General features: G+C 73.5%; 18 protein-coding genes. 13 read left to right on the top strand and 5 right to left on the bottom strand.

Annotation, left to right across the window (positions count from 1 at the left end; translation table 11 throughout):
- The first annotated feature begins 56 nt into the window (after window positions 1-56).
- From Dfulv_RS30415 to Dfulv_RS30405, 3 genes are all read left to right on the top strand, one after another.
- A complete protein-coding gene (locus Dfulv_RS30415; protein ID WP_259857227.1) occupies window positions 57-2069 on the top strand; it encodes an alpha/beta fold hydrolase in 2013 nt (670 codons plus the stop codon).
- A 10-nt stretch (window positions 2070-2079) separates the two neighbouring features.
- Window positions 2080-3207, top strand: a complete 1128-nt coding sequence (locus Dfulv_RS30410) for a nucleotide disphospho-sugar-binding domain-containing protein (RefSeq protein ID WP_259857226.1) — start codon at window positions 2080-2082, stop codon at window positions 3205-3207.
- Between the two features lie 76 nt (window positions 3208-3283).
- The gene (locus Dfulv_RS30405) at window positions 3284-3661 is read left to right on the top strand and encodes a DUF4259 domain-containing protein (RefSeq protein ID WP_259857225.1); all 378 of its coding nucleotides are present in this window, start codon (window positions 3284-3286) and stop codon (window positions 3659-3661) included.
- 3 nt (window positions 3662-3664) lie between these two features.
- Here Dfulv_RS30405 and Dfulv_RS30400 read toward each other — a convergent pair whose 3' ends face one another.
- Complete coding sequence (locus Dfulv_RS30400; RefSeq protein ID WP_259857224.1) at window positions 3665-3913, bottom strand: hypothetical protein; 249 nt, start codon at window positions 3911-3913, stop codon at window positions 3665-3667.
- Window positions 3914-4229: 316 nt separating this feature from the next.
- On the opposite strand from Dfulv_RS30400, the gene Dfulv_RS30395 reads away from it, so the two are divergent.
- From Dfulv_RS30395 to Dfulv_RS30385, 3 genes are all read left to right on the top strand, one after another.
- On the top strand, window positions 4230-7772 hold the full coding sequence (locus Dfulv_RS30395; RefSeq protein WP_259857222.1) for a choice-of-anchor D domain-containing protein: 3543 nt from the start codon (window positions 4230-4232) through the stop codon (window positions 7770-7772).
- Between the two features lie 994 nt (window positions 7773-8766).
- On the top strand, window positions 8767-9966 hold the full coding sequence (locus Dfulv_RS30390) for an ROK family transcriptional regulator (protein ID WP_259857220.1): 1200 nt from the start codon (window positions 8767-8769) through the stop codon (window positions 9964-9966).
- A gap of 272 nt (window positions 9967-10238) precedes the next feature.
- On the top strand, window positions 10239-10808 hold the full coding sequence (locus Dfulv_RS30385) for a dihydrofolate reductase family protein (protein ID WP_259857218.1): 570 nt from the start codon (window positions 10239-10241) through the stop codon (window positions 10806-10808).
- A gap of 16 nt (window positions 10809-10824) precedes the next feature.
- Here the strand turns inward: Dfulv_RS30385 and Dfulv_RS30380 are convergent, their stop codons facing one another.
- The 3 genes from Dfulv_RS30380 to uxaC are packed head-to-tail and all read right to left on the bottom strand — an operon-like array spanning window position 10825 to window position 13825.
- Window positions 10825-11004: a hypothetical protein gene (locus tag Dfulv_RS30380; RefSeq protein WP_259857216.1), complete on the bottom strand. Its 180-nt coding sequence runs from the start codon at window positions 11002-11004 to the stop codon at window positions 10825-10827.
- Window positions 11005-11012: 8 nt separating this feature from the next.
- A complete protein-coding gene (locus Dfulv_RS30375) occupies window positions 11013-12380 on the bottom strand; it encodes a mannitol dehydrogenase family protein (protein WP_259868392.1) in 1368 nt (455 codons plus the stop codon).
- Between the two features lie 32 nt (window positions 12381-12412).
- A complete protein-coding gene (uxaC, locus tag Dfulv_RS30370; RefSeq protein WP_259857214.1) occupies window positions 12413-13825 on the bottom strand; it encodes a glucuronate isomerase in 1413 nt (470 codons plus the stop codon).
- A 211-nt stretch (window positions 13826-14036) separates the two neighbouring features.
- Between uxaC and Dfulv_RS30365 the strand changes: the two genes are divergently transcribed.
- On the top strand, window positions 14037-14336 hold the full coding sequence (locus tag Dfulv_RS30365; protein WP_259857212.1) for a hypothetical protein: 300 nt from the start codon (window positions 14037-14039) through the stop codon (window positions 14334-14336).
- 60 nt (window positions 14337-14396) lie between these two features.
- Window positions 14397-16997 carry an RNA repair domain-containing protein gene (locus tag Dfulv_RS30360; protein ID WP_259857210.1) on the top strand — a complete coding sequence of 867 codons (2601 nt, stop codon included), beginning with the start codon at window positions 14397-14399 and terminating at the stop codon, window positions 16995-16997.
- Between the two features lie 5 nt (window positions 16998-17002).
- Here Dfulv_RS30360 and Dfulv_RS30355 read toward each other — a convergent pair whose 3' ends face one another.
- Window positions 17003-17362, bottom strand: a complete 360-nt coding sequence (locus Dfulv_RS30355; RefSeq protein WP_259857208.1) for a hypothetical protein — start codon at window positions 17360-17362, stop codon at window positions 17003-17005.
- 59 nt (window positions 17363-17421) lie between these two features.
- Between Dfulv_RS30355 and Dfulv_RS30350 the strand changes: the two genes are divergently transcribed.
- The 5 genes from Dfulv_RS30350 to Dfulv_RS30330 all read left to right on the top strand — a co-directional run bounded on the left by Dfulv_RS30350 (window position 17422) and on the right by Dfulv_RS30330 (window position 21857).
- The gene (locus Dfulv_RS30350; RefSeq protein WP_259857206.1) at window positions 17422-17757 is read left to right on the top strand and encodes a hypothetical protein; all 336 of its coding nucleotides are present in this window, start codon (window positions 17422-17424) and stop codon (window positions 17755-17757) included.
- Window positions 17758-18467: 710 nt separating this feature from the next.
- Window positions 18468-19652 carry a sensor histidine kinase gene (locus tag Dfulv_RS30345; RefSeq protein WP_259857205.1) on the top strand — a complete coding sequence of 395 codons (1185 nt, stop codon included), beginning with the start codon at window positions 18468-18470 and terminating at the stop codon, window positions 19650-19652.
- Window positions 19649-20314, top strand: a complete 666-nt coding sequence (locus tag Dfulv_RS30340) for a response regulator (RefSeq protein ID WP_259857203.1) — start codon at window positions 19649-19651, stop codon at window positions 20312-20314. The genes Dfulv_RS30345 and Dfulv_RS30340 overlap by 4 nt, the downstream gene beginning before the upstream one ends.
- Window positions 20315-20406: 92 nt before the next feature.
- Complete coding sequence (locus Dfulv_RS30335; RefSeq protein WP_259857201.1) at window positions 20407-21177, top strand: alpha/beta hydrolase family protein; 771 nt, start codon at window positions 20407-20409, stop codon at window positions 21175-21177.
- Window positions 21177-21857, top strand: a complete 681-nt coding sequence (locus Dfulv_RS30330; protein ID WP_259857199.1) for a class I SAM-dependent methyltransferase — start codon at window positions 21177-21179, stop codon at window positions 21855-21857. Before Dfulv_RS30335 ends, Dfulv_RS30330 begins: the two co-directional genes overlap by 1 nt.
- Window positions 21858-21859 lie beyond the last annotated feature (2 nt).

Below are 21859 nucleotides of genomic sequence, written 5' to 3'. Positions count from 1 at the left end.
CCGACACGAAGTACGACATATGCCGCAATCGGCGAAAAAGGGTCTATCGTGACCGAGTGATCACCCTCAGTGACGCGCTGGACACGGCACGCGGTCCTGTCGCGGCGCTCCGCGTGGGGCCGGACTTCGGCGTCCCGGTCGTGCTCTGCGCCGGCGTGGTGGGGTCCAAGGAGGACTTCGTCCCGCTGCTGCCCGCCATCGTCGAGGCGGGCCACCGCGTGTGCGCCTACGACTACCGCGGCCACTACACCCGCCTCGACGGCGAGAGTCCCGACGGGCACTCGATCGAGCGGCACGCCGCCGACCTCCTCGCGGTCGTGGAGGCCTTCGGCGCGGGCGAGCCGGTGCACGTCGTGGGCCACTCGTACGGCGGGTTCGTCGCCCGGGCCGCCGCGCTGGCCCGGCCGGAGCTGCTGCGGTCCGTCACGCTCATCGGCGCCGGCCCGGGCATGGACGGCCCGCGGCACCGCAAGCTGCTCGCCGGGTTCGACACCACGCTCCGCGTGCAGGGCGCGGCGGTGATGTGGCCGGTCGTGCGGCGGCTCGTTCCCGAGCACGACACCGCCCGCCGGGAGTTCTGGCGGGAGCGGCTGGCCGGCATGCGGCTGGCGTTCCTGCACGGCGCGCTCCGCTCCCTGGCGGCCGAGCCGGACCGCGGCGACGGGCTGCGCGCCACCAGGCTGCCCGTGCTGCTCATGCACGGCCACCGCGACCAGCGGCTGTGGTCCGCGGCGGACTTCGCCGGCTACGCCGAGCGCGCGGGCGCCGAGCTCGAGGTGGTCACGAACGCCTCGCACAGCCCCAACCTGGAACAGCCGGCCGCGACGGCGGCGGCGCTGGTGCGGTTCTGGACCGCCGCCGAGCACCGCCGCGCCACCCGGCTGTTCCTCGACCTCGTGCGGCCGAGGGCCGGCGACAGCCCGTACGACTCCTATCGCCGCCTCCGCGAGCGGACCCCGGTCCTGCGCGTCGACCTGCCCGGCAAGGCCGCCGCCGCGGTGCTCACGCGGCACGCCGACTGCCTGCGGCTGCTGCAGGACGCCACGTTCGTCAGCCCCGGCGAGGCACCCGCGCTGCTCACCCCGAACTGGCGGGAGGTGCGGCTGATCCGCTGCCTGTACCAGTCGTTCGGCTGGCGGGAAGGGCCGGTGCACACCGGGCTGCGCACGGCGCTCGCCCGGCGGCTCACCCCGCGCCGGGCGGCGGCGCTGCGCGACGAGACGGCCGGGCTCGCCGACGAGGCGCTCGACCGGTTCGGCAAGCGGCTCGCGGAGGAGACGACCGTGAACCTCGCCGAGGCGCTCGCGGTGCCGTTCGTGTCGCTGGTCACCGGGCGGCTGCTGGGCATACCCGACGCCGAGGCGCTGCGGCTGGGGGAGGCGGCGCGTGTCGGGTCGGCCGCGTTCGAGCCGTTCATGACCCCGCGGCAGCGCACCGCGATGGCCACGGCCGGCGACACGATCCTCGACACGCTCGCCGCGCTGGCCTCGACCGGCGACGCCGAACTGTTCGAACTGGTCCGCGAGCACCGCCCGGACGCCGGCGAGCCGTACCTCGGCGACCTCGCCCTGCTGTTCGGCGCCGCCTACGACTCGCCGGCGAGCCTGGTGACCCTCGGCGCGCGGCTGCTGCTGGAGCACCCCGACCAGGCGCGGCTGGTGCGCGACGACCCGTCCACGGTGGAGACCGCGGTCGAGGAGATCCTGCGGTTCGAGCCGCCGGTGCAGGTGGCGGTACGGATCGCGACCGCACCCGCGCGGTTCGGCGGCCTCGACGTCGAGCCCGGCATGGCCGTGCTCGGCGTGCTCGCGGCCGCGAACCGGGATCCCTCGCACGTCAGCGATCCGGAGCGGTTTCTCGTCACCCGCCGGCCGGTCCGCCCCTCGCTGGGGTTCGGCGCCGGACGGCACTACTGCCCGGGTGCGGCCGTCGCCCGCACGCACGCCCGGATCCTCTTTCCCCGCCTGCTGCACCGGTTCCCCGGCCTGCGCATCGCCGGGCCGGTCCGCTACCGCGCGCCCGGCACGATGCTGCGCGGCATCGAGGACCTTCCCGTCACCCTCCACTGAGGACGTTCCGATGCGTGTGCTGTTCACCATGAACCCGGCCCCCGGCCACCTCTTCGCGATGGTGCCGCTCGCCTGGGCCATGCACCTCGCCGGCGACCAGGTGCTCGTCGCGGTGCCGCCGGCGCTGCACCAGCAGGTGCGCCGCGCCGGGCTGACCGCGGCGGCGGTCGGCGGCGAGGCCTCGTTCCTCGACCTGTGGCCGGGCGACCGCGCCCTGGGCGGCAACGAGGAGCTCGACCTCGACGTGTTCGTCGCCATCGCCGAACGTACGGCGCCCGACGTGCTGGCCCTCGCCGCGGCATGGCGGCCCGACCTGATCGTCAGCGAGCCGGTCGAGTACGCCGGGCCGCTCGCCGCCACCCGCCTCGGCGTCCCCTGGGTGCTGCACCACTGGGGCCTGCCGGTCCCCGACGAGGCGCACCGGGCGGCCCTCGCGAAGGTCGCCGGCCGCCTCGGCGCCCTGCACGACGGGCTGCCGGTGGACCCGCCGGCGGCCACCGTGTCCACCTGCCCGCCGAGCCTCGGCCCGGCGCCGGGGGCGCTGCCGATGCGGTACGTGCCGTACAACGCCGCCTGCACCCTGCCGGACTGGCTGCTCGCCCCGCGGACCCGGCCCCGCGTCTGCGTCTCCATGGGCACCGTCCCGATCCCCGAGGGCGTCGACGGCCTCACCGTCGCGGTGCGGGGCCTGGCGGACCTCGACGTCGAGGTGATCGTCTCCGGCGCCGGCGTGCACGGCATCGGCGACCTGCCCGCCAACGCCCGGCGGATCGGCTGGATCCCGCACCGCCACCTGCTGCCGAGCTGCGACCTGTTCGTCCACCACGGCGGGTCCGGCAGCTCGATGGCGGCGCTGACGATCGGCCGCCCGCAGCTGCTGATGCCGCAGATGTGCGACCAGTTCTCGATCGCGGAGCGGCTCACCGCGGCCGGGCTCGCCCGGGCCGTGCCGTTCGCGGCCCGCTCCGCCGGGGCGGTCCGCGCGCTCGTCACGGACCTGCTCGCCGATCCCGGGCCCGCGGAGCGCGCCGCCCGGATCCGCGACGAGATCGCGGCGATGCCGTCCCCGGCGGCGGTCGCGTCGGAGCTCGCCCTCGTGGGGAGCCTGACGGCGGCGCGGTACGTCGTACCTGTGTGACGAGAACCCGGCGGTGGGCCGCGGTCGCGGTGGCGGCCGGGCCGGTTCCGGCGACCGGAGGCAGTACAGTGCCTGCGTGGGCACATGGGGCACGGGCAACTTCGACAACGACACCGCGGGCGATCATCTCTCGATCCTGGTCGCGCGGCTGGTGCGTGAGGTCGAGGAGGCGATGGCCGGGGACCCGGTCGACCTGGAGCCGGACGAGTACTGGGGGGTCGCCGTTCCCTGCAACCTCGAGCTGCTCCACCTGCTGGCGGCCCAGCGCTGGGTCGGCGTGACGCTGCCGTCCGCCGACATCGTCCTCGAGTGGAAGCAGCGGTATCTCGCCGCCTGGGACGGCGCCATCGACGGGCTGGAGCCGACCGAGGAGTACCGTGCCGCCCGGCGGGCCGTGCTCGAGCGTACCTTCGACCAGCTCGCCGACCGCAGCCGTCGCGAGGCCGAGGCATAGCCGTCACACGACCTCGGCGACCGAGGCGATCCACGCGCCCGCTTCCTGTTCGCTCGCGAACGAGCGGCGCGTCGCGTACACCGCGGCCGAGCCGCCGACGTTGACGACGAACGTCACCGCCCACGTCTGCTGATCCTTGCGGAACGTGCGGGCCCGGGTGTCGAGGTGGATCGGGGCGACCAGCGTGGCGTGGGCCAGGTTGAGGTACGTCGGCTGCGACGTCGACATGTCCACCACCGGTACCAGTCTCATCCTACGAACCGTAGCCCGCCGCAACCCCGTGTCACTGTTCGGCAACGAGCTGAAAGAACACGGCGATCCGTCGTAAGAATAGGACAGCGAAGCGTCTGGATATTGCGCAGACCTGTCGGCGGCGTTACCGTCCCTGTTGCACCGTCAAACCGCCAACCGGTGCATCCACCAAACGGCCGATCCCCCCATGGCCCCCACCCCCGCCGCGCGCCAGCCTGTGCCCGGACGCCCGACACCGCCGACTCGGGTCCGCGGGCACCCCCGCCGGTCCGGCGACAGCGAAAGCGAGCACCCCATGCTCAGGCACATCCGATCCATGCGACCGAGGGCCCGGACCAGCGTCCTCGTCGCGGGCGTCACGCTGGCCGCCGCCGGCGTGGCCGTCGCGGTGGCGACCCCGGCACTGGCGGCCGCCACCGGCGGCGTCGGGGCGACACTGCCCTACGTTCAGGTCCAGGCCGAGAACTCCACGACCAACGGCACGATCATCGGGCCGTCCGCGCAGTACAACACCCTCGCCGCCGAGGCGTCGTACCGCAAGGCGGTGACCCTGCAGGGCCAGGGCAAGTACGTCGAGTTCACCACGCCCACCGCGACGAACTCGATCGTCTTCCGGTACAGCATCCCCGACTCCGGCAACGGGTCCGTCTACACCGCGCCGCTCTCGCTGTACGTCAACGGCACCCGCCAGACCAACTTCACCCTGACGAACGCCTACAGTTGGTACTACGGCGGGTACCCGTTCACCAACACGCCCGGCAGCAACGCGCACCACTTCTACGACGAGGTCAACCGGCTCTTCCCGCAGACCTACCCGGCGGGCACGAAGTTCCGCCTGCAGGTCGACGCCGACTCGACCGCCTCGTCGTACACCATCGACTTCGCCGACTTCGAGAACGTCGCCGCGCCGCTCGCGCAGCCGACCGGATCGGTCTCCATCACCAGCCGCGGCGGCGACCCGACCGGTGTGCAGGACTCGACCTCGGCGATGAACCAGGCGATCGCGGCGGCCGGCGCCGGCGGCACGGTCTGGATCCCGCCGGGCACGTTCAAGATCCAGGGGCACATCGCGGTCAACAACATCACCATCAAGGGTGCCGGCATGTGGCACTCGCGCACGCAGGGCGACCGGATCGGCTTCTACGGCAACTACCCGCCGACCCCGAGCGCCAACGTGCACCTCGCCGACTTCGCCATCTTCGGCAACGTCCAGGAGCGCAACGACGGCGACCAGGTCAACGGCATCGGCGGCGCGATGAGCAACTCGACCGTCGACCGGGTCTGGATCGAGCACACCAAGGTCGGCGCCTGGATGGACGGGCCGTTCACCAACCTGGTCTTCAACCAGATGCGCCTGCGCAACTACACCGCGGACGCGATCAACTTCCACAACGGCGTCACCAACTCCAGGGTGACCAACAGCGACGTGCGCAACGCGGGCGACGACGGCCTCGCCATGTGGGCCGAGCAGAACGCGGACGCGAACAACTCGTTCGACCACAACACCGTGCAGTACCCGATCCTCGCCAACGGCATCGCCATCTACGGCGGGCGTGACAACGTCGTCGCCGACAACCGGATCGTCGACTCCGGCCTCTCGCAGGGCGGCGGCATCCACGTCGGGCAGCGGTTCAACTCGACCCCGCTCGGCCGCACCGACATCCTGCGCAACACCATCATCCGCTCCGGCAGCCTCGACCCCAACTGGAACTTCGGGGTCGGCGCGCTGTGGTTCGACGCCCGCGACGCGGCGATGAGCGGACTGATCAATGTGGACAACATCCTGATCCAGCAGAGCCCGTTCGAGGCGATCCAGTTCGTCTCCGGTTCGAGCATCAGCAACGTGAAGATCAACAACGCGACCATCCAGAACACCGGCACCTGGGCGATCCAGCAGCAGGTCGGCGGGTCCGCGACGATCAGCAACAGCACCGCCACCGGCATCGGCGCGCCCGCGGCGATCTACAACTGCGGCGTCGGGTTCACGCTCACCGACGGCGGCGGCAACTCCGGACTGAGCGGAACGGGCTGCCAGAACATCACCAACCCGGCGTTCCCGCCGTACCTGCCGGAGAACGGCTCGAACGTCACCGTGAGCCCGAGCGCGCTCGGCTTCGGCAGCGTCGCCACCGGCTCGACCAGCGCGGCGCAGGCCGTGACGGTGACCAACAGCGGCAACGCGTCGGCCGCGGTCGGCACCATCGCCGTCACCGGTGACTTCGCGCAGACCAACACCTGCGGCACCAGCCTCACCGCCGGTGCGTCCTGCACGGTCAACGTCACGTTCCGCCCGACGGCGGCCGGTTCCCGCACCGGCAACCTCAGCGTCACGGCCGGCGGTGTCACCACCACGGTGCCGCTGTCGGGCACCGGCGTCGCGCCCGGCCCGCTGCTCAACGCGAACCCGGCGACGCTGTCGTTCCCCGGCACCGTGGTCGGCTCCTCGTCCGGCACGCAGACGGTGACGGTGACGAACTCGGGCACCACCGCGGCGACCGTCTCCGGCGTGTCGACGAGCGGCGACTTCAGCCAGACCAACAACTGCTCGTCGCTGGCCGTCGGCGCCTCCTGCACGGTCACGGTGCGGTTCAACCCGGCCGCCGCCGGCGCCCGCAGCGGTGCGCTCACCGTCACGAGCAACGCCAACAACAGCCCGCTGTCGGTGGCGCTGTCCGGCAGCGGTGTCGGCACCGAAACCAACATCGCCCTGAACAAGCCGGCCACGGCGAGCAGCCAGGTCAACGGCACGCAGGCGGCCGTCACGGTGACCGACGGCAACGCGGCCACCTACTGGGAGAGCGTCAACAACGCCTTCCCGCAGTGGATCCAGGTCGACCTCGGCGCGGTCACCAGCATCGGCCGGGTCACGCTGAAGCTGCCGTCGGACGCCGCCTGGGCGACCCGCACGCAGACGCTGTCGGTCCTGGCGTCCAACGACGGGTCGAACTTCACGACGCTGTCCGCCTCGGCCGGGCGTACGTTCAACCCGACGAGCGGCAACACCGTGAACATCACGGTGCCGGCGACGAACACGCGGTACGTCCGGATCAACATCACCGCCAACACCGGCTGGCCCGCGGGCCAGATCGCCGAGCTCGAGGTGTACCCGTCGGGCGGCGGCAACCCGAACGCGCCGACGCTCAACGCGGTGCCGGGTTCGCTCACCTTCGCGTCGCAGGCCCTCAACACCACCAGTTCCTCGCAGGCGGTGACGGTGACGAACGCGGGCACCGCGGCCGCCACGGTGTCGGGCGTCTCGGTCTCGGGTGACTACTCGCAGACCAACAACTGCGGCTCGATCGCGGTCGGCGCCTCGTGCGTCGTCAACGTGAGCTTCCGCCCGACGGCGGCGGGCGCCCGCACCGGCACGCTGACCATCACGAGCAACGCGTCGAACAGCCCGACGACGGTGTCCCTGACGGGCACCGGCACGAGCGGCTCGCAGCCGGTGAACCTGGCCGCGGGCCGGCCGACGGCGGAGTCCAGCCACGTGCAGGCCTTCGGCTCGGGCAACGTGACCGACGGCGACCAGAACAGCTACTGGGAGAGCGCCAACAACGCGTTCCCGCAGTGGGTGCAGGTGGACCTGGGGTCGGCGCAGTCGGCGTCGCGGGTGGTGCTCCAGCTCCCGGCGTCGTGGGGCGCCCGCACCCAGCGCATCGAGCTCCAGGGCAGCACCAACGGCACCAGCTGGACCTCGGTGAAGGCCGCCGCCGACTACGCTTTCACCCCGTCCGCGAACAACACGGTGACGATCTCGTTCACCGCGTCGACGCAGCGGTACTTCAGGCTCAACATCACGTCGAACACCGGCTGGCCGGCCGGCCAGATCTCAGGCTTCCAGGTCTGGAACGTCTGACACCCCGGGGCTGATGCCGCCGGATCCGTCGCGGATCCGGCGGCATTCCTTTTGCGCGACGGCCCCATGCCGGGGGAGCGCGTTTGTTGAGGGCACGACCTGAGCTCGATGCTCACGCTCGGTGATGACTCATTTTGGACATTCCGGGCATCTTGGTGCATCGATTAGCGTGGATCGCTGGGGATTCTCATGATCCCGTAGACTTGTGGTACCGCTGGCAGCGCCAAGTCTTCGGGATCATGAAAACCCAACCGTGACCGGACGTAATCGCGGGAGGGTCGGCTACAGGCAGGCGTACAAAGCGGCGGTTCGGGCCGCCGGTCCGTGCCGTGGCTGCTCCGGTCGCCGTCCCGATCATGGTTGCGGTCGCCGTTCCGGGTTGCCGTCCCGGTCCCGTCGCTGTTGTCCGCTCGCGCCGCCGGTCCGCTCGCGCCGCCGGTCCGCTCGCGCCGCCGGTCCGCTCGCGCCGCCGGTCCGCTCGCGCCGCCGGTCCGCTCGCGCCGCCGGTCCGCTCGCGCCGCCGGTCCGCTCGCGCCGCCGGTCCGCTCGCGCTGCCCGTCTGCCGCTGCCTGGCTCGCGCTGCCTGGCTCGCGCTGCCTGGCTCGCGCTGCCTGGCTCGCGCTGCCTGGCTCGCGCTGCCTGGCTCGCGCTGCCTGGCTCGCGCTGCCCGGCTCGCGCTGCCCGGCTCGCGCTGCCTGCCTGCGCTGCTGTCGTCCGTTCGCGCTGTCGGTCCGCCCCGTGCTGGTGGTCTGCCTGCGCCGTCCGTCCGGGCTGGGGCGGACCGGCGAGCTGGCCCGTCGACTCCCGGCCGGACCGCTGCGCAGGCGGGGCCAGCGTCGACCGGGCCTGTCACCGCGTCGGCGCCTCGGAGGTGCCACCGCGACAGCGTGAACCCGTGTGGCGTCCGTGCAACATGAAACCCGGTCTCCCGGGTAGGGAGGTGGTTCGGTAAGTCCTTGACATAACTGCCGCCACGGTTGCAGGATTACGCGCCGTGGCGGCGCAGCAGACGTTCCCCCGCGACCTCTGGCGTCGCGAGTTGGGCGGGACGACCAGGAAGGTCGCCGAGACCCTGCGGCTCTACGGGCCGCGCACCCGCGCCGAGCTGGTCACCCTGAGTGGACTGTCGCGGCCGACCGTGTCGGCCGTCCTCATCGACCTCGCCGGTGCGGGCCTCGTCAGCGAGCGTGTCGGCGTCGCCGCGAAGCCCGTCGGCGGCCGTCCCGCGTCGGTCGTGCAGCTCACCCGCCGCGCCGGCATCGCCGTCGGCGCCGACATCGGCCGGCGGCACGTCCGCGTCGCCCTCGCCGATCTCGGGCACGCGGTCCTGGCCGAGCGCGAGACCCGCACGGACTTCGACATCGACGACCGCCCGCACGACGCCCTCGACCTGACGGTCGGGCTGATCGACGCGGCCCTCGGCGACCTCGACGCGACCCGCGCCGAGGTCGTCGGCGTCGGCCTCGGCGTGCCCGCGCCGATCACCCGCGACTGGCGGATCGGCTCGCCGCCGATGCTGCCGGGCTGGGCCGACCTGCGCCCGGCCGACGAGCTCACCGCCCGCCTCGACCTGCCGGTGCGGGTCGACAACGACGCCAACCTGGCGACGCTCGGCGAATACGTGTGGGGTGCCGGCCGCGGCTGCACCGACCTCGTCTACGTCAAGCTTGCCACCGGCATCGGCGCCGGCATCGTCCTCGACGGCCGCCTCTACCGCGGCGCGGCCGGCACCGCCGGCGAGCTCGGCCACGTCACCCTCGATGCCCGCGGCGCGGTCTGCCGCTGCGGCAACCGGGGCTGCGTCGAGCTGGCCGTCGGCGGCCGGGCCCTGCTCGCACACGCCCGCCAGTCGCACCCGGAGCTGCACGACCTGGCCGGCCTCGTCGAATACGCGAACGCCGGCGACCCCGGCTGCCGCCGGCTCGTCATCGACGCCGGCACCCAGCTCGGCTACGCGCTGGGCAACCTGGTCAACCTCATCAACCCGCAGCGGGTGCTGCTCGGCGACGAGCTGGGGGCCGCGACCGACCTGCTCCGGGAGCCGTTGCAACGCGGCCTCGCCGAGACCGCCCTGGCCGCGGCCGCCGAGGCGGTCGAGGTCGTGCAGAGCGAGCTGTCGCTGCGCGCGGCCTCGCTGGGTGCCGTGGCCCTTGCCCTGGGCATCGACACGGTTCCCTTCGCCACGCCGGTGTAGGTGCCGTTCCCGGCATGCCGCCGACCGCGCGCGTGCCCGGCGATCCGGAACGGATTCACGGTGGGCCTTGCCGCAGCGGTCGAGGTCCGGCCGTGCCGTCCGTGCGGGCTTCGACCCTGTGCCGGCCGGACGCCGATGGTCTACCCGACCCGCCGGCAACCGAATCATGAAACCTCAACATCGCGGTCCGGTCTGTCGAAAAGGGCGCGTGCCGTTCGACGCGTTGGTGAAGGCCGGCGCAGCGCCGGCCGCAGGACGACAGGGAGCGCATCGTGGGCAGGATCGTCTCGAACTTCTTCATCTCGCTGGACGGCGTCGTGGAGGCGCCCGACCAGTGGCACTTTCCCTACTTCGACGACGAGATGGGCGCCGCCATCGGCCGCGGCGTGGAGAAGGCGACCGCGTTCCTGATGGGCCGCCGGTTGTATGACCAGTGGGCGCAGTACTGGCCGAACCAGACCGGGGGCGACGACGCCGGCTTCGCGTCGTTCATCAACGCCGTGCCGAAGTACGTACTGTCCGGCACGCTCACCGAGGCGACCTGGCAGAACACCACCCTGATCTCGGGTGACACCGACCAGGTCGCGGCGCGGCTGCGGGAGGTCAAGGAGCAGACCGAAGGAGAGATCAACATGTCCGGTAGTGCCACGACGGCGCGCTGGCTGCTCGCCCAGGGGCTGTTGGACGAGCTGCGGCTGATGGTGCACCCGATCGCGGTGGGCCACGGGCAGCGGCTGTTCGAGGACACGCCGACCCACCGGCTCCGGTTGGTGGGCCACGAGACCTTCAAGAGCGGGGTGCTCGACCTCATCTACGCGCCGGAGGCCCAGGACCAGGGGTGACGGCACCAGCGCGTGCCTAACGGCGCCAGCGGCTCACCGCGAGAAAGACGGTGCCGAGGCCGGCCAGGAGGGCGGCGAACGCCCAGAGCGCCTCCTCGGGGCCGGTGAGCGCGCCGGCCCCGAGGAGCACGACGACGATCAGCACGACCACGGCGAAGAACCAGGCGAGCGGCGACCACGGACGGCGGCTGGGCATACCGCAATCTAGTCCCTGGCGCCGCTCGTCGGCAGGTCAGCCGACACCGCCCGCAGGATGGTCGCGACCCCGTGCCGGTCGAGCTCCCGTGCCCAGCGGGCGATCTCGGCACGCAGTTCGGTGTCGTCGGCGAACCCGGGCGGGAAGATCTCGTGGAGGTCCAGCAGCGACGGGGTCGCGCGGATCCGGTCGGCGAGCGGGTCGTCGAGCGGCAGGGGGCTGCCGTCGTCGGCCGTGCCGCGCACGAACCGCATCCAGGCTGCGAGGACCAGCGCCGCGTACCGCGGGAGGGCGCCCGCAGCGCGCCGGTCGGCGATGGTGCCGAGCAGCCGCTGGGGGAGTTTCTGCGTGCCGTCCATCGCGACCTGCAGGGTGCGGTGCCGCAGGGCGGAGTTGGCGAAGCGGTCCAGCGCCGACAGGCCGTACCGCTCGATCGAAAGGCCCGGCGGGGGCTCCAGGGTCGGCGCGATGTCGGCCTCGATGAGCCGTTCCATCGTGGCGCGCATCCCCGGCAGGGCGAGCGCGCGGTCGATGGTGGGTGCCCCGGCGAGCGCACCGAGGTACGCCAGCGCGGAGTGGACACCGTTGAGGACCCGCAGCTTGAGCCGCTCGTAGGGCGCGGCGTCGGCCGTCATGACGGCACCGGCACGCTCCCAGGCCGGCCGCCCGCCGGGGAAGTCGTCCTCGATGACCCACTGGCTGAACGGTTCGGCGGCGACGGCGGCCCGGTCCTCGACGCCGAGCAGCGATGCGGCGCACGCATGGGTGTCCTCGGTACCGGCGGGCACGATGCGGTCGACGGTCGTGCCCGGGAAGCTGACGTGCTCGGCCGCGGACGGCAGCGCCCGCGTGACGAGGCCGCGCAGCCGCTTGCCGTTGCCGGCCAGGTTGTCGCAGCTGACCAGGGCGATCGGCGCGCCGGTCGCGGCCCGTGCGGCCAGCCCGCGCACGAGCAGGCCGAGCACGGCCGAGTCGGGCCGGTACGCCTTCTCGGTCACGGTCAGCGTGACGATCCGGATGTCCGGGTCGGCGATGCGGGCCACGACGGCGTCGGGGTCGCTCGCGGCGTGCAGGGCACCGGTGAGCGCGCCGCAGACGCGTCCCTGTGCCCGCGTGCCGTCGAGGGTGAGCACGGAGTACAGCAGGTCCTGCTCCAGCAGCGGGTCGAGGACGGCGCGGGATCGCGGCGCGACGCCGACGATCCCCCAGTCGCCGCCCGCGGCCGCGATCGCCTCCTCGGTGTAGACGGCCTGGTGCGCCCGGTGGAACGCGCCGAGGCCGAGGTGCAGGATGCCCGCCCCGACGTCACCGGGCCGCACCGGCGGGCGGGCGGCGGCGTCGAGCAGGTCGAGGGTGGACAGGCTCAGGCGCTCCATGCGGGTCCCGCCGGGAAGCCGACTGACGGTGGTCACTGTTCGGCTCCGGTACGGACGGTGCGCTGGAAGACCCGCTTCGGCAGGTGGTACGCGAGGTCGGTGATGGTCTCCGCCGCCTCGTCGAGCGGCAGCCGGTGCTCGGCGACGAGCCGGGCGAGGAAACCGGCGTCGATGCGCCGGGCCACGTCGTGGCGCACCGGGATCGAGCAGAACGCGCGGGTGTCGTCGACGAAGCCGGCGGTGTTGTAGAACCCGGCGCTGTCGGTGACCGCCTCGCGGAAGCGCCGCAACCCGTCGGGGGTGTCCAGGAACCACCACGGCGCGCCGAGGAAGACCGCCGGGTAGCCGCCGGCGAGCGGCGCCAGCTCCCGGGTGAACGCGGTCTCGTCGAGGGTGTAGAGCACGATCCGGAAGCGGGGGTCGGTGCCGAACTCGTCGAGCAGCGGCTTGAGCGCGCGCACGTACCCGGTCGGCGAGGGGATGTCGCCGCCGACGTCACGGCCGTGCCGGTGGAACAGGGCGGTGTTGTGGTTGCGGACCGCACCCGGGTGCAACTGCATCACCAGCCCGTCCTCGACCGACATCCGGGCGAACTCGACCAGCATGTGGGCACGGAACCGCTCGGCGTCACCGGCGTCGGCCGCGCCGCGCAGGGCCCGGTCGAAGAGGGCGGCGGCCTCCGCGGGGTCGAGGGCGAGGGTGGCGGCGGTCGGGTGGCCGTGGTCGCTCGACGTGGCGCCGGCCGCGATGAACGCCTGCCGCCGGTCCCGGAGCTTGTCGAGGTACTGCGCGTAGGTCGTGACGCCGAACCGCTCGATCCGACCGGCCCAGCCGGGCCAGTCGAACTCGACCACGTCGTCGGGGCGGAACGTGGTGATGACCCGCCCGCCGGGGCCGCCCCAGCCGTCGGCCTCGAGCTTCGTGTGGGCGGTGAGGTCGTTCAGCGGCGACTCGGTGGTGGCGAGCACCTCGAGGTTGAACCGCTCGAAGAGCGCGCGGGGCCGGAACGCGGGGTCGGCCAGCCGCTCGGCGAGCGCGTCGTAGACGGCGTCGGCCGTGTCCGGGCGCAGCGGGGTGTCGATGCCGAAGACGTCGGTGAACACGCTCTCGGTCCACAGCCGGGACGGGGTGCCGCGGAACAGGTGCCAGTGCTCGGCGAGGAGCCGCCAGATGGTCCGTCCGTCGGTCTCGGCCGGGCTGCCGTCGAGCGTGGGCACGCCGAGCCGGTGCGGCGGGATGCCCTGGCTGGCGAGCATGCGGGTGACGTAGTGGTCGGGCACGACGATGAGCCGCGCCGGGTCGGGGAACGGCCGGTCGTCGGCGAGGATCGCCGGGTCGACGTGGCCGTGCGGACTGATCAGCGGCAGATCCTTGGCGTGCCGGTAGAGCTCGCGCGCGACGGCGCGGACCTCCGGCTCGGCCGGGAACAACTGGTCTTCATGCATCGGCGATTCCAGCTTTCAGCGTGTGCGTGGCGACCGGGCGGCCGGTGTCACGCGCAGAGCAGCGGCGGGCACCTTCGGTACCGTAGAAGAACAGGCGGCCGCTGTCAGGCGACCGTCGCGTGCTCGCGCTGCGGCACCGTCGCCGGTGCCGACGGGCGGCGGCCGTGCCACAGCACCCGCGCCAGGACGACAGGCGCTAGGCTGGCGGGCCATGAGGGTGCGGGTGGTGACACCGGCGCGGGTGACCGCCGGGCTGACCGGTGCTGTCCTGGCGCTCGCCGCCGCGGCACCCGCCTGGGCGGCGCCCACGCCGCAGGACACGGACGACCCGGCCTACCGGGCGGGGTACCTCTTCGGCCGCATGCTGCTGCCGATGTGCTGCCTCATCGTCCTGGTCGGCCTCGTCGCCGCGCTGATCGTGCTCATCCGCAGGCGCAAGGAGCGCCTGGAGCGCCAGCGGTACCAGCAGTACCCGTATCCGCCGCAGCCGCCCTATCCGCCGTACCGATGAACGGGTGGGCGGCCGGAAACCGGTCGCCGCGGGCCGGACGGGCCGCCTACCCTACGGGGCATGGCGAAGGGGCGTGGTGCCGGTCTACGTCCCGTGCAGGACGTCGTCTCCCGGATCCGATACGACGCGACGCTCGACGCGGCGCGGTTCGTCGTCGGCTACGAGGAGCGCAACGCCGGCGTCCGGGAGGCGCCCCTGCCCGCGTTCGTCGCCGGCGGTGACGTGCCGTGGCACCGGGTGCGGTACGTGAAGGCCGGCGGGCTCACGGTCTGGGACCGGCAGGCCCGCGTGGACCTCGTCTTCGGCTCCGGCGACAGCCCGGCCGCCGACCTCGCCGCGCTGACCGCGGCCCCGTCCGGCGCACCGCCGGCCCGCCCGCCCCGGCGGCGGCCGGTCGCCTTCGACCCGGCCGCGTGCCTGCGCTTCGACGGCGACGAGTGGGTGCCGGCCGGACCGCCGCTGCCGGTGCACGCCGACGCCGTCCAGGTCGCCACGTTCAACGTGCTGTCCGACGCCTACGACCGCGAGCTGACCTACCCGCAGCGGCGTGTCCCGGCCTGCGTCGACCTGCTCGAAGGGCTCGGCGCCGACGTCGTCGCGCTGCACGAGGTCACCCACGACCTGTGGGCGGCGCTGCTCGCCGCGCCATGGGTGCGCGCCGGCTACCACGTCTCCGCCGGTCCCGACCCCGCGGTCGGCTACGGCACCACCCTGCTGTCGCGCTGGCCGCTCACGCTGGAGGTGCACCGGCTCTCGGCGTACAAGCGGCTGCTGCTCGGCCGTACCATCCTCAATGGACAGTCCGTCGGGTTCGTCGCCGCGCACCTCACGAGCGACCACACCGAGGGCGCCGAGCAGCGGCGGGAGCACCAGCTGCGGGTCATCGACGAGCGGCTCGGCCGTGGTGACCTCGACGCCGCCGTGGTGCTCGCCGACCTCAACGTCAGCGACGACACGGCGCCGTGGATCGCCGGGTTCGCCGACGCGTGGCGGGTGCTGCACCCGCACGACGCCGGCTTCACGTTCGACCCGGCGGTCAACCCGCTCGCCGCCGTCGCGTCCCGCACCGGCCGGGCCGCGCGGCTCGACCGCGTCCTGGTGCGCGGCGGGCTCACCCCGGTCGCGGTCGAACGCTTCGGCGACCGGCCGTTCGCCGACGACGGCGAGCCCCGGTTCGTGTCCGACCACTTCGGCGTGACCGCCCTGCTGCAACCGTCCGAGCGGACTGTGGACGCGGCGTCGGTGCACACGTCGGCGCTCGTGGTGCGTCCGCCGCTGCACGCCTGGGCACCGATCCAGGCGCTGCGGTCGGCGCACGACCCGTCGTACCGGCGCTGGATGCCGCACGTCAACCTCGTCTACGGCTTCGTGCCGGAGTCCGAGTTCCCCGCCGCCGCCGAGGCGGTCACCGAGGCCGTCGCGGGCCGCACCGCGATCCGTGTGCGCCTGGCGCGGTTCCGGACCTTTCGGCACCGCGGCAGCACGACGGTGTGGCTGGAGCCGGAGACCGAGCCCGCCGACGCGCTGCGTACCCTCCAGGCCGCGCTCGCCGCGCGCTTCCCCGGCTGCACCGAGCAGGACAGCCGCGGCGCCTTCACCCCGCACCTCAGCGTCGCCAAGCTCACCGGCCCCGCGGAGCGGATCGCCGAAACGGTGGCGCGGTGGCAGCGCGACTGGCAGCCGGTCGAGTTCACCATCGACGCCGTCGACCTGATCAGCCGCCGCGCCGACGAGCCGTTCGAGGTCCGGCACACCGTCGCGCTGGCGACCGGCCACGAGACCGCCCTGCGGCTCGTCACCGAAGCCTGCCGCGCCGTGCGGCCCGGTTCCCGCGTGCACGTGGTTGGTTCGGTACGGCTCGGCGTCGCCGACCCGTCCGCCGACCTCGACCTGGTGTGGGCGTCGGTGCCGCCGCCGGCGCCGGGTGGTGACCCGCTCGCCGCCCTCGCCGCCCTGCTCCCGGGCGCCCGCGTGGCCGGCACCGTCGTGCCGGTCGTCCGCGCCACGGTGGCCGGCGTCAGCGTCGACGTGCAGCACGTCGCGGTCCGGGACGTCGAGCGCCTGGAGGGCCCGGCGGCCGACGACGAGCCGTCCCGCCGGGCCGTGCTCGCCGTGAAAGATGCCGACGCGCTCCTCGACGGACTCGACCCGGCCGTCTTCCGACCGTTGCTGCGGGAGGTGCGGGCGTGGTCCGCGGCCCGGCAGCTCGACGGCGCGGCGTGGGGCCTCGTCGGCGGGTTCACGTGGGCGCTGCTCGTCTCGGAGGCGATGCGGCACGACGTGCGGGACCTGCCGGGCTTCCTGCGGCACTGCGCCGGGCACCCCCGCCGCCCGCGGTCGGGGGAGCGGCACGCGTACTGGCCCGTGTACTCGCCTTCCGGGGTGAACTCGACGCGGACGATGATCCGGTCGACGGCCGAGCTGGTGCAGGACGCGTTCGCCGGGCGGGGCGGATCCCAGGCCCACGAGCGGCGGGTGCTGCTGGAGCCCGACGAGACCCTCGGCGGGCGGATCCTGGGACTGATCCTGGCGCTGGAGGATGCCGGGGCGCGCGTCCGGCCGTATCCGCGGTCGCCGGCCCTCGGCCTCGACGGCGGCGACCCGGAGCGGATTCGTGCGTCGGTGGAGGGCTTCGGGGCGCGGCTCGTCCAGCCGGCATAGCGGCGCTATCCGATGTTCGGGATCTCCACCTTCACGCCCTCGCCGGCGAACAGTTCCAGCTCGACGAGTATGCCGTGGACGACGTGCGCGACCACGTCGACGTCACCGGCGCGGACCTGGACGGCGCAGTAGTCGTCACGTCCGCTGTCGCTCAGTGCCTTGACGGTCTCCCGCGGTACCGCCGGACCCTCACACGCCAGCCGCACCGAGGCACAGCCGCACGCGCACACCGCCGTCACCCGCGCCGTCGCGGCCTGCGCCGTCAGCGCCTCAACCCCGGCGCGCCCGACCAGTGCGCGCAGCACCGCGCGCTCCGCGGGCGTCATCGCCCTCGGCGCCGGCAGGTCCTTCCACTGCGTCCCCATCCACCCAGTGTCCCAGCACGAGCCGCTGGACGAGCACCTCGGCGGCGCGGGCCGGACGCGTGGCGGCGTGGGCGAGGAACTGGTCGGCGGCGAGCGCCGGGTCAGGACGGCCCAAGGCGGTCAGTTCGCCCGCGATCGAGGAGCTCTGGGTCTCGTCGGGCGCCCACGTCCTGGAGCCGCCGGAGGAGGCACGGTCGGTCGCGGTGCGGTTGGGCATCGTGGGTTCCGCCTTCGAGGCGCGCGAGACCCGCCCCGAAGGATGCGGACCTCACGGCGGGGCGGCGCGCGGTGCTGTCGCGCTGGTCGCCGCTGGCGACGTCGACGAGTGGGCGCGCGTGGTCGCCGGGGTCTTCGGGATGGACGCGGTGTTGTTCGCGTCGGTGTGCCGCGACTGACTGGGGATGCCGCCCCGGGCCGGCCAGACGGTTGCCACCGGTCCGCCATCCGCCTGGCCGGCACGGCCGCCAAGCCGATCACCGGCGTCGACCCGCCGACGACCCGGCCAAACGCCGGCAGGATCGTTGGTGCCGGTCGGACCCCTGCCGATGGTTCAGGTCGCCGACAACCCGTCGGCACGCCAAGCCCGTCAGGAGCGCCCGCTGTCCACATATCGAGACTGAATCGATGAGTATCGGCGTGCATCGGGCCAACTTTCCATGATCCCGGAGACTTGTGGTCGTCCACGCGGCACAAAGGCTTCGGGATCATGGAAAATGCCTCGCATGCACCGATGTCGATGCACCATGATGTCGGATTTGTCCGATCAAGCTTGCCTGTGGCGGGCGGGTGGCGCTGAGTGTGGCCACCTCGACTGTGCCCTTCTTCAGCGCTACCCCGGCGTCGACCCAGACCTCGCTGCGCCCCACGTCAGGCAGCGTCCCGGCAAATGGACGGGCACCACCACGGCGTTGTCGGGCGGCCGTGGACAGGGTCGGTGCGCCGGCGTTCGGGCCTTCAGCAGCGGGGGGAAGGTTGCGTAGTGGGCGCTGCGGCCCAGTGACTCGAACGCCGCCTGCCGACGGCCGCCGGTGGCCGGTGGAGAGGCGTGGGGCGGCTTGGGGCAGGCGTCACGCCTGAGTGGTGAACCGTCGGTTACCGTGGCCGTGTGCGTGCGAGCCTGCGGAATCTCTGGGCCTTCCTGGCCGGGCCCGATCCTGCGGTGCATCCGCGGACCCGGGTCGGACGGGCGTTGCCGTTCATCGGGGCCGTGGCCGCCGTTTTCTGCGGGCTCATCTCATACGAGTATCTGCACGACAACACTGGCAGCAGTGGGCTTTCCCTCACCGTGGCGTCGATCGTCACCGCGGCGCCGGTCGCGTTTGTCGCCGGCCGGCCGTTGCTTGCCTGGCGGGTCGCCTGGCTCGTGGCCGTCTACACCGGCATCACCATCTCCACCGGCGAACGTACCCCATGGCCGTGGCAGCCCGTCCAGATCCTGTCGGTGCCGGTCATCCTCGGCGTGGTCGCCGTCCGGCATCGGCGGGGCGTCCTCGTCTGGGTCGGCGTCTCAGCGTTGTTGCTGATCTTCGCGTTTGTCAACCCGAACAACGTCACCGGGCTCATCCTCGCGGTTCTCGCGATCCTCGTCATCGGCGACCAGGTCCGCCGGCGCCGGGAGGCCCAGCGGGCCCTCGCCGAGGAGGAGGAGCGCAGCGAGCTGGCACAGGCGCGCCGCGCCGTCGCCGAAGAGCGTAACCGCATCGCCCGGGAGATGCACGACGTCGTCGCCCACCACATGTCGCTCATCGCCGTGCGCGCCGAGACCGCCGTCTACCGTATCGAGGGCGTGCCACCGGCCGTCGCCGACGAGCTTGCCGCCATCGCCGGCACGTCACGCGAGGCGCTCGCCGAGATGCGTCGGCTGCTAGGTGTGCTGCGCGTCTCGGACCAGCCGCCGCCGACCGAGCCGCAGCCGGTCCTCGACGACCTCGCCGGGCTGGTCCGCGACGCGCGTGAGGCCGGCGTCGAGGTCACCTTCGAGCCGTTGCCGGGGGAGCGGGTCCCGCCCGCGGTCGGGCTCGCCGCGTTCCGGATCGTGCAGGAGGCACTGTCGAACGCGCGGCGCCACGCCGCCGGTGCCCCGGTGCTGATCCGGCTGACCCGGGCCGACGACACCCTCGGCGTATTCGTCCACAATGGACCCGGCGCCGACGGGATCACCGCCAGGGACGGCCACGGGCTGCTGGGCATGCGGGAGCGCGCCGCGGCGGTCGGCGGCACCCTGGAGGCCGGCCCGGTCGGGGACGGTTATCTGGTACGGGCGACGCTCCCCCTGGACGGAGAAGCATGATCAAGGTGATGATCGTCGACGACCAGGCGATGGTCCGGCAGGGCTTCGCCGCGCTGCTGGCCGCCCAGCCCGACCTCGTGGTCGTCGGCGACGCCGCCGACGGCGCGCAGGGTGTGGCGCTGGCCCGCGAGCAGGCACCCGACGTGGTGCTCATGGACATCCGCATGCCGGTCCTCGACGGCCTGCAGGCCACCCGGCAGCTGCTGGACGTGGCGCCCGGCCTGCACCGGCCCCGCGTGCTCATGCTGACCACGTTCGACCTCGACGACTACGTGTTCGAGGCGCTGCGGGCCGGAGCGTCCGGGTTCCTGCTCAAGGACGCCCCCGCCGCCGAGCTGGTCAACGCGGTGCGGGTCGTCGCGGCCGGGGAAGGGCTGCTCGCCCCGTCGGTCACCCGCCGGCTGATCGAGCAGTTCGCCGCCCGCCCGCGCGCGGTGCCGCACCAGCCCGCCCGGCTCGCCGCGCTCACCCCGCGTGAGACGGAGGTACTGCGCCTCATCGCCCGCGGCATGTCCAACGCCGAGATCGCGGCGGCGCTCGTCGTCGCCGAGCAGACGGTGAAGACGCACGTCAGCCGGGTGCTGACCAAGCTCGACCTCCGCGACCGCGCGCAGGCCGTCGTCTTCGCCTACGAGACCGGACTGGTCAACGCGGGGGAGTGACGCAAGCAAGGGACGTGATACCCGGGAGCTACGCCCGGGATGGCGCCGCGGAGTGACGAGCCGGACCCGTCCTCCTTCCTACCGTCCGGGCCATGCGAATGCTGCTGGCCCTTCCCTGCATCGCCCTCTGCTGGACGGTCCTCGGCCCGACCCACGCGGCGCCGGTCCCGCCGCCGCTGGCGGTCCAGAGCGGACGGTACGCCGACGGCCGCGCCCTGGAGGTCGTCGGTGACGTGGCGGCTGCCCGTACCGTCGTCGTCCTGGTGCCGGGTGTGAACACCACCGCCGCCGACTTCGACCGCGGCCTCGGCGGGGTCGAGCGCCGGGCGCCCGCGTGGCAGGCCCGCCGGTTGTACGCCGAGATCGGCTCGGCCGACGTCGCGGTGGTGGCCTGGCTCGGCTACGACCCGCCGGAAGGCCTCGGCCTCGCCGCCGTCCGGGAGGACCGGGCCGCCGCCGGCGCGCTGGCCCTGCGGCGGTTCCTGCCCACGCTGCCCGGCACGCGGATCGTCCTCGTCGGTCACAGCTACGGCTCGACGGTCATCGGTATCGCGGCCGCGAAACCCGGCCTGGACGCGCGGGTCACCGACATCGTCGCCCTCGGCAGCCCTGGCATGGGCGTGGACCGCGCCGCCGACCTGCGCGCCGCCGCCCGGGTCTGGGCCGCCAGCGCACCGAACGACTGGACCCGCCGCCTGCCGGGCCTGCGGATCCTCGGCGTGGGCCACGGCACGCACCCGGCCGACCCGGAGTTCGGCGCGCTGGCGCTGCCGGTCGACGGCGTCGACGGCCACGACGGCTACTTCGTCGCCGGCACGGGCACCCTCCACGCGCTCGCCGGGATCGTGGACGGGAGGGCCTGATGCTCCACCTCGACCTGATCGTCCAGTGGTACCGCGAGCACGCCGCCGACCTTCGCCGCGCCCGTGACGAGCAGCGCGAACTGCGGGCCCAGCGTCCGATGCACGCCAAGCTCGACGACCTCGAGGCCGAGATCACCTACCTGATGGTCCGCGCCCTGCGCCCCGCGACCGTGGTGGAGATCGGGGCGTTCCACGGCTGGTCGACCACCTGGCTGCTGCGGGCGCTGCGTGACAACGGGTGCGGGACGCTGCACACGTACGACCGGGCGGACCACGTCACCCGGACCGTCCCCGCCGCGCTCGCCGACGGACGGTGGCGGTTCGTCCCCGGCGACGTCCGCCGCGCCGAGCTCCCCGACACCCCCGGCTTCGTCCTCGTCGACGCGGCGCACACGGCCGGCTTCGCCCGGTGGTACACCGGCACGCTCTTCAGCGTGCTGCGCCCCGGCGCCGGGGTGGCCGTCCACGACGTGTTCCACGGCCGCCGCCCGTGGCCGCGCAGCGAGGGCGCGGTGGTGCTGGGGTGGCTGCGCCGCCACGGCATCGGCCACCTCACGGCGTCGCGGGCCGCCGACCCGGACACCCGCGACCGGCTGCTCGGCCTGAAACGCAAGCTCCGGCTCGCCGCCCCGGTCGGACCCGCCGGCCGCGACCCGATGCTGTTCTTCCGCATGCCGTGAAG

It is taken from the genome of Dactylosporangium fulvum (assembly GCF_025137375.1).
GTDB lineage: Bacteria > Actinomycetota > Actinomycetes > Mycobacteriales > Micromonosporaceae > Dactylosporangium > Dactylosporangium fulvum.
The sequence above is the reverse complement of the archived record's forward strand: the minus strand, read 5'-3'. Positions and strand labels throughout refer to the sequence as shown.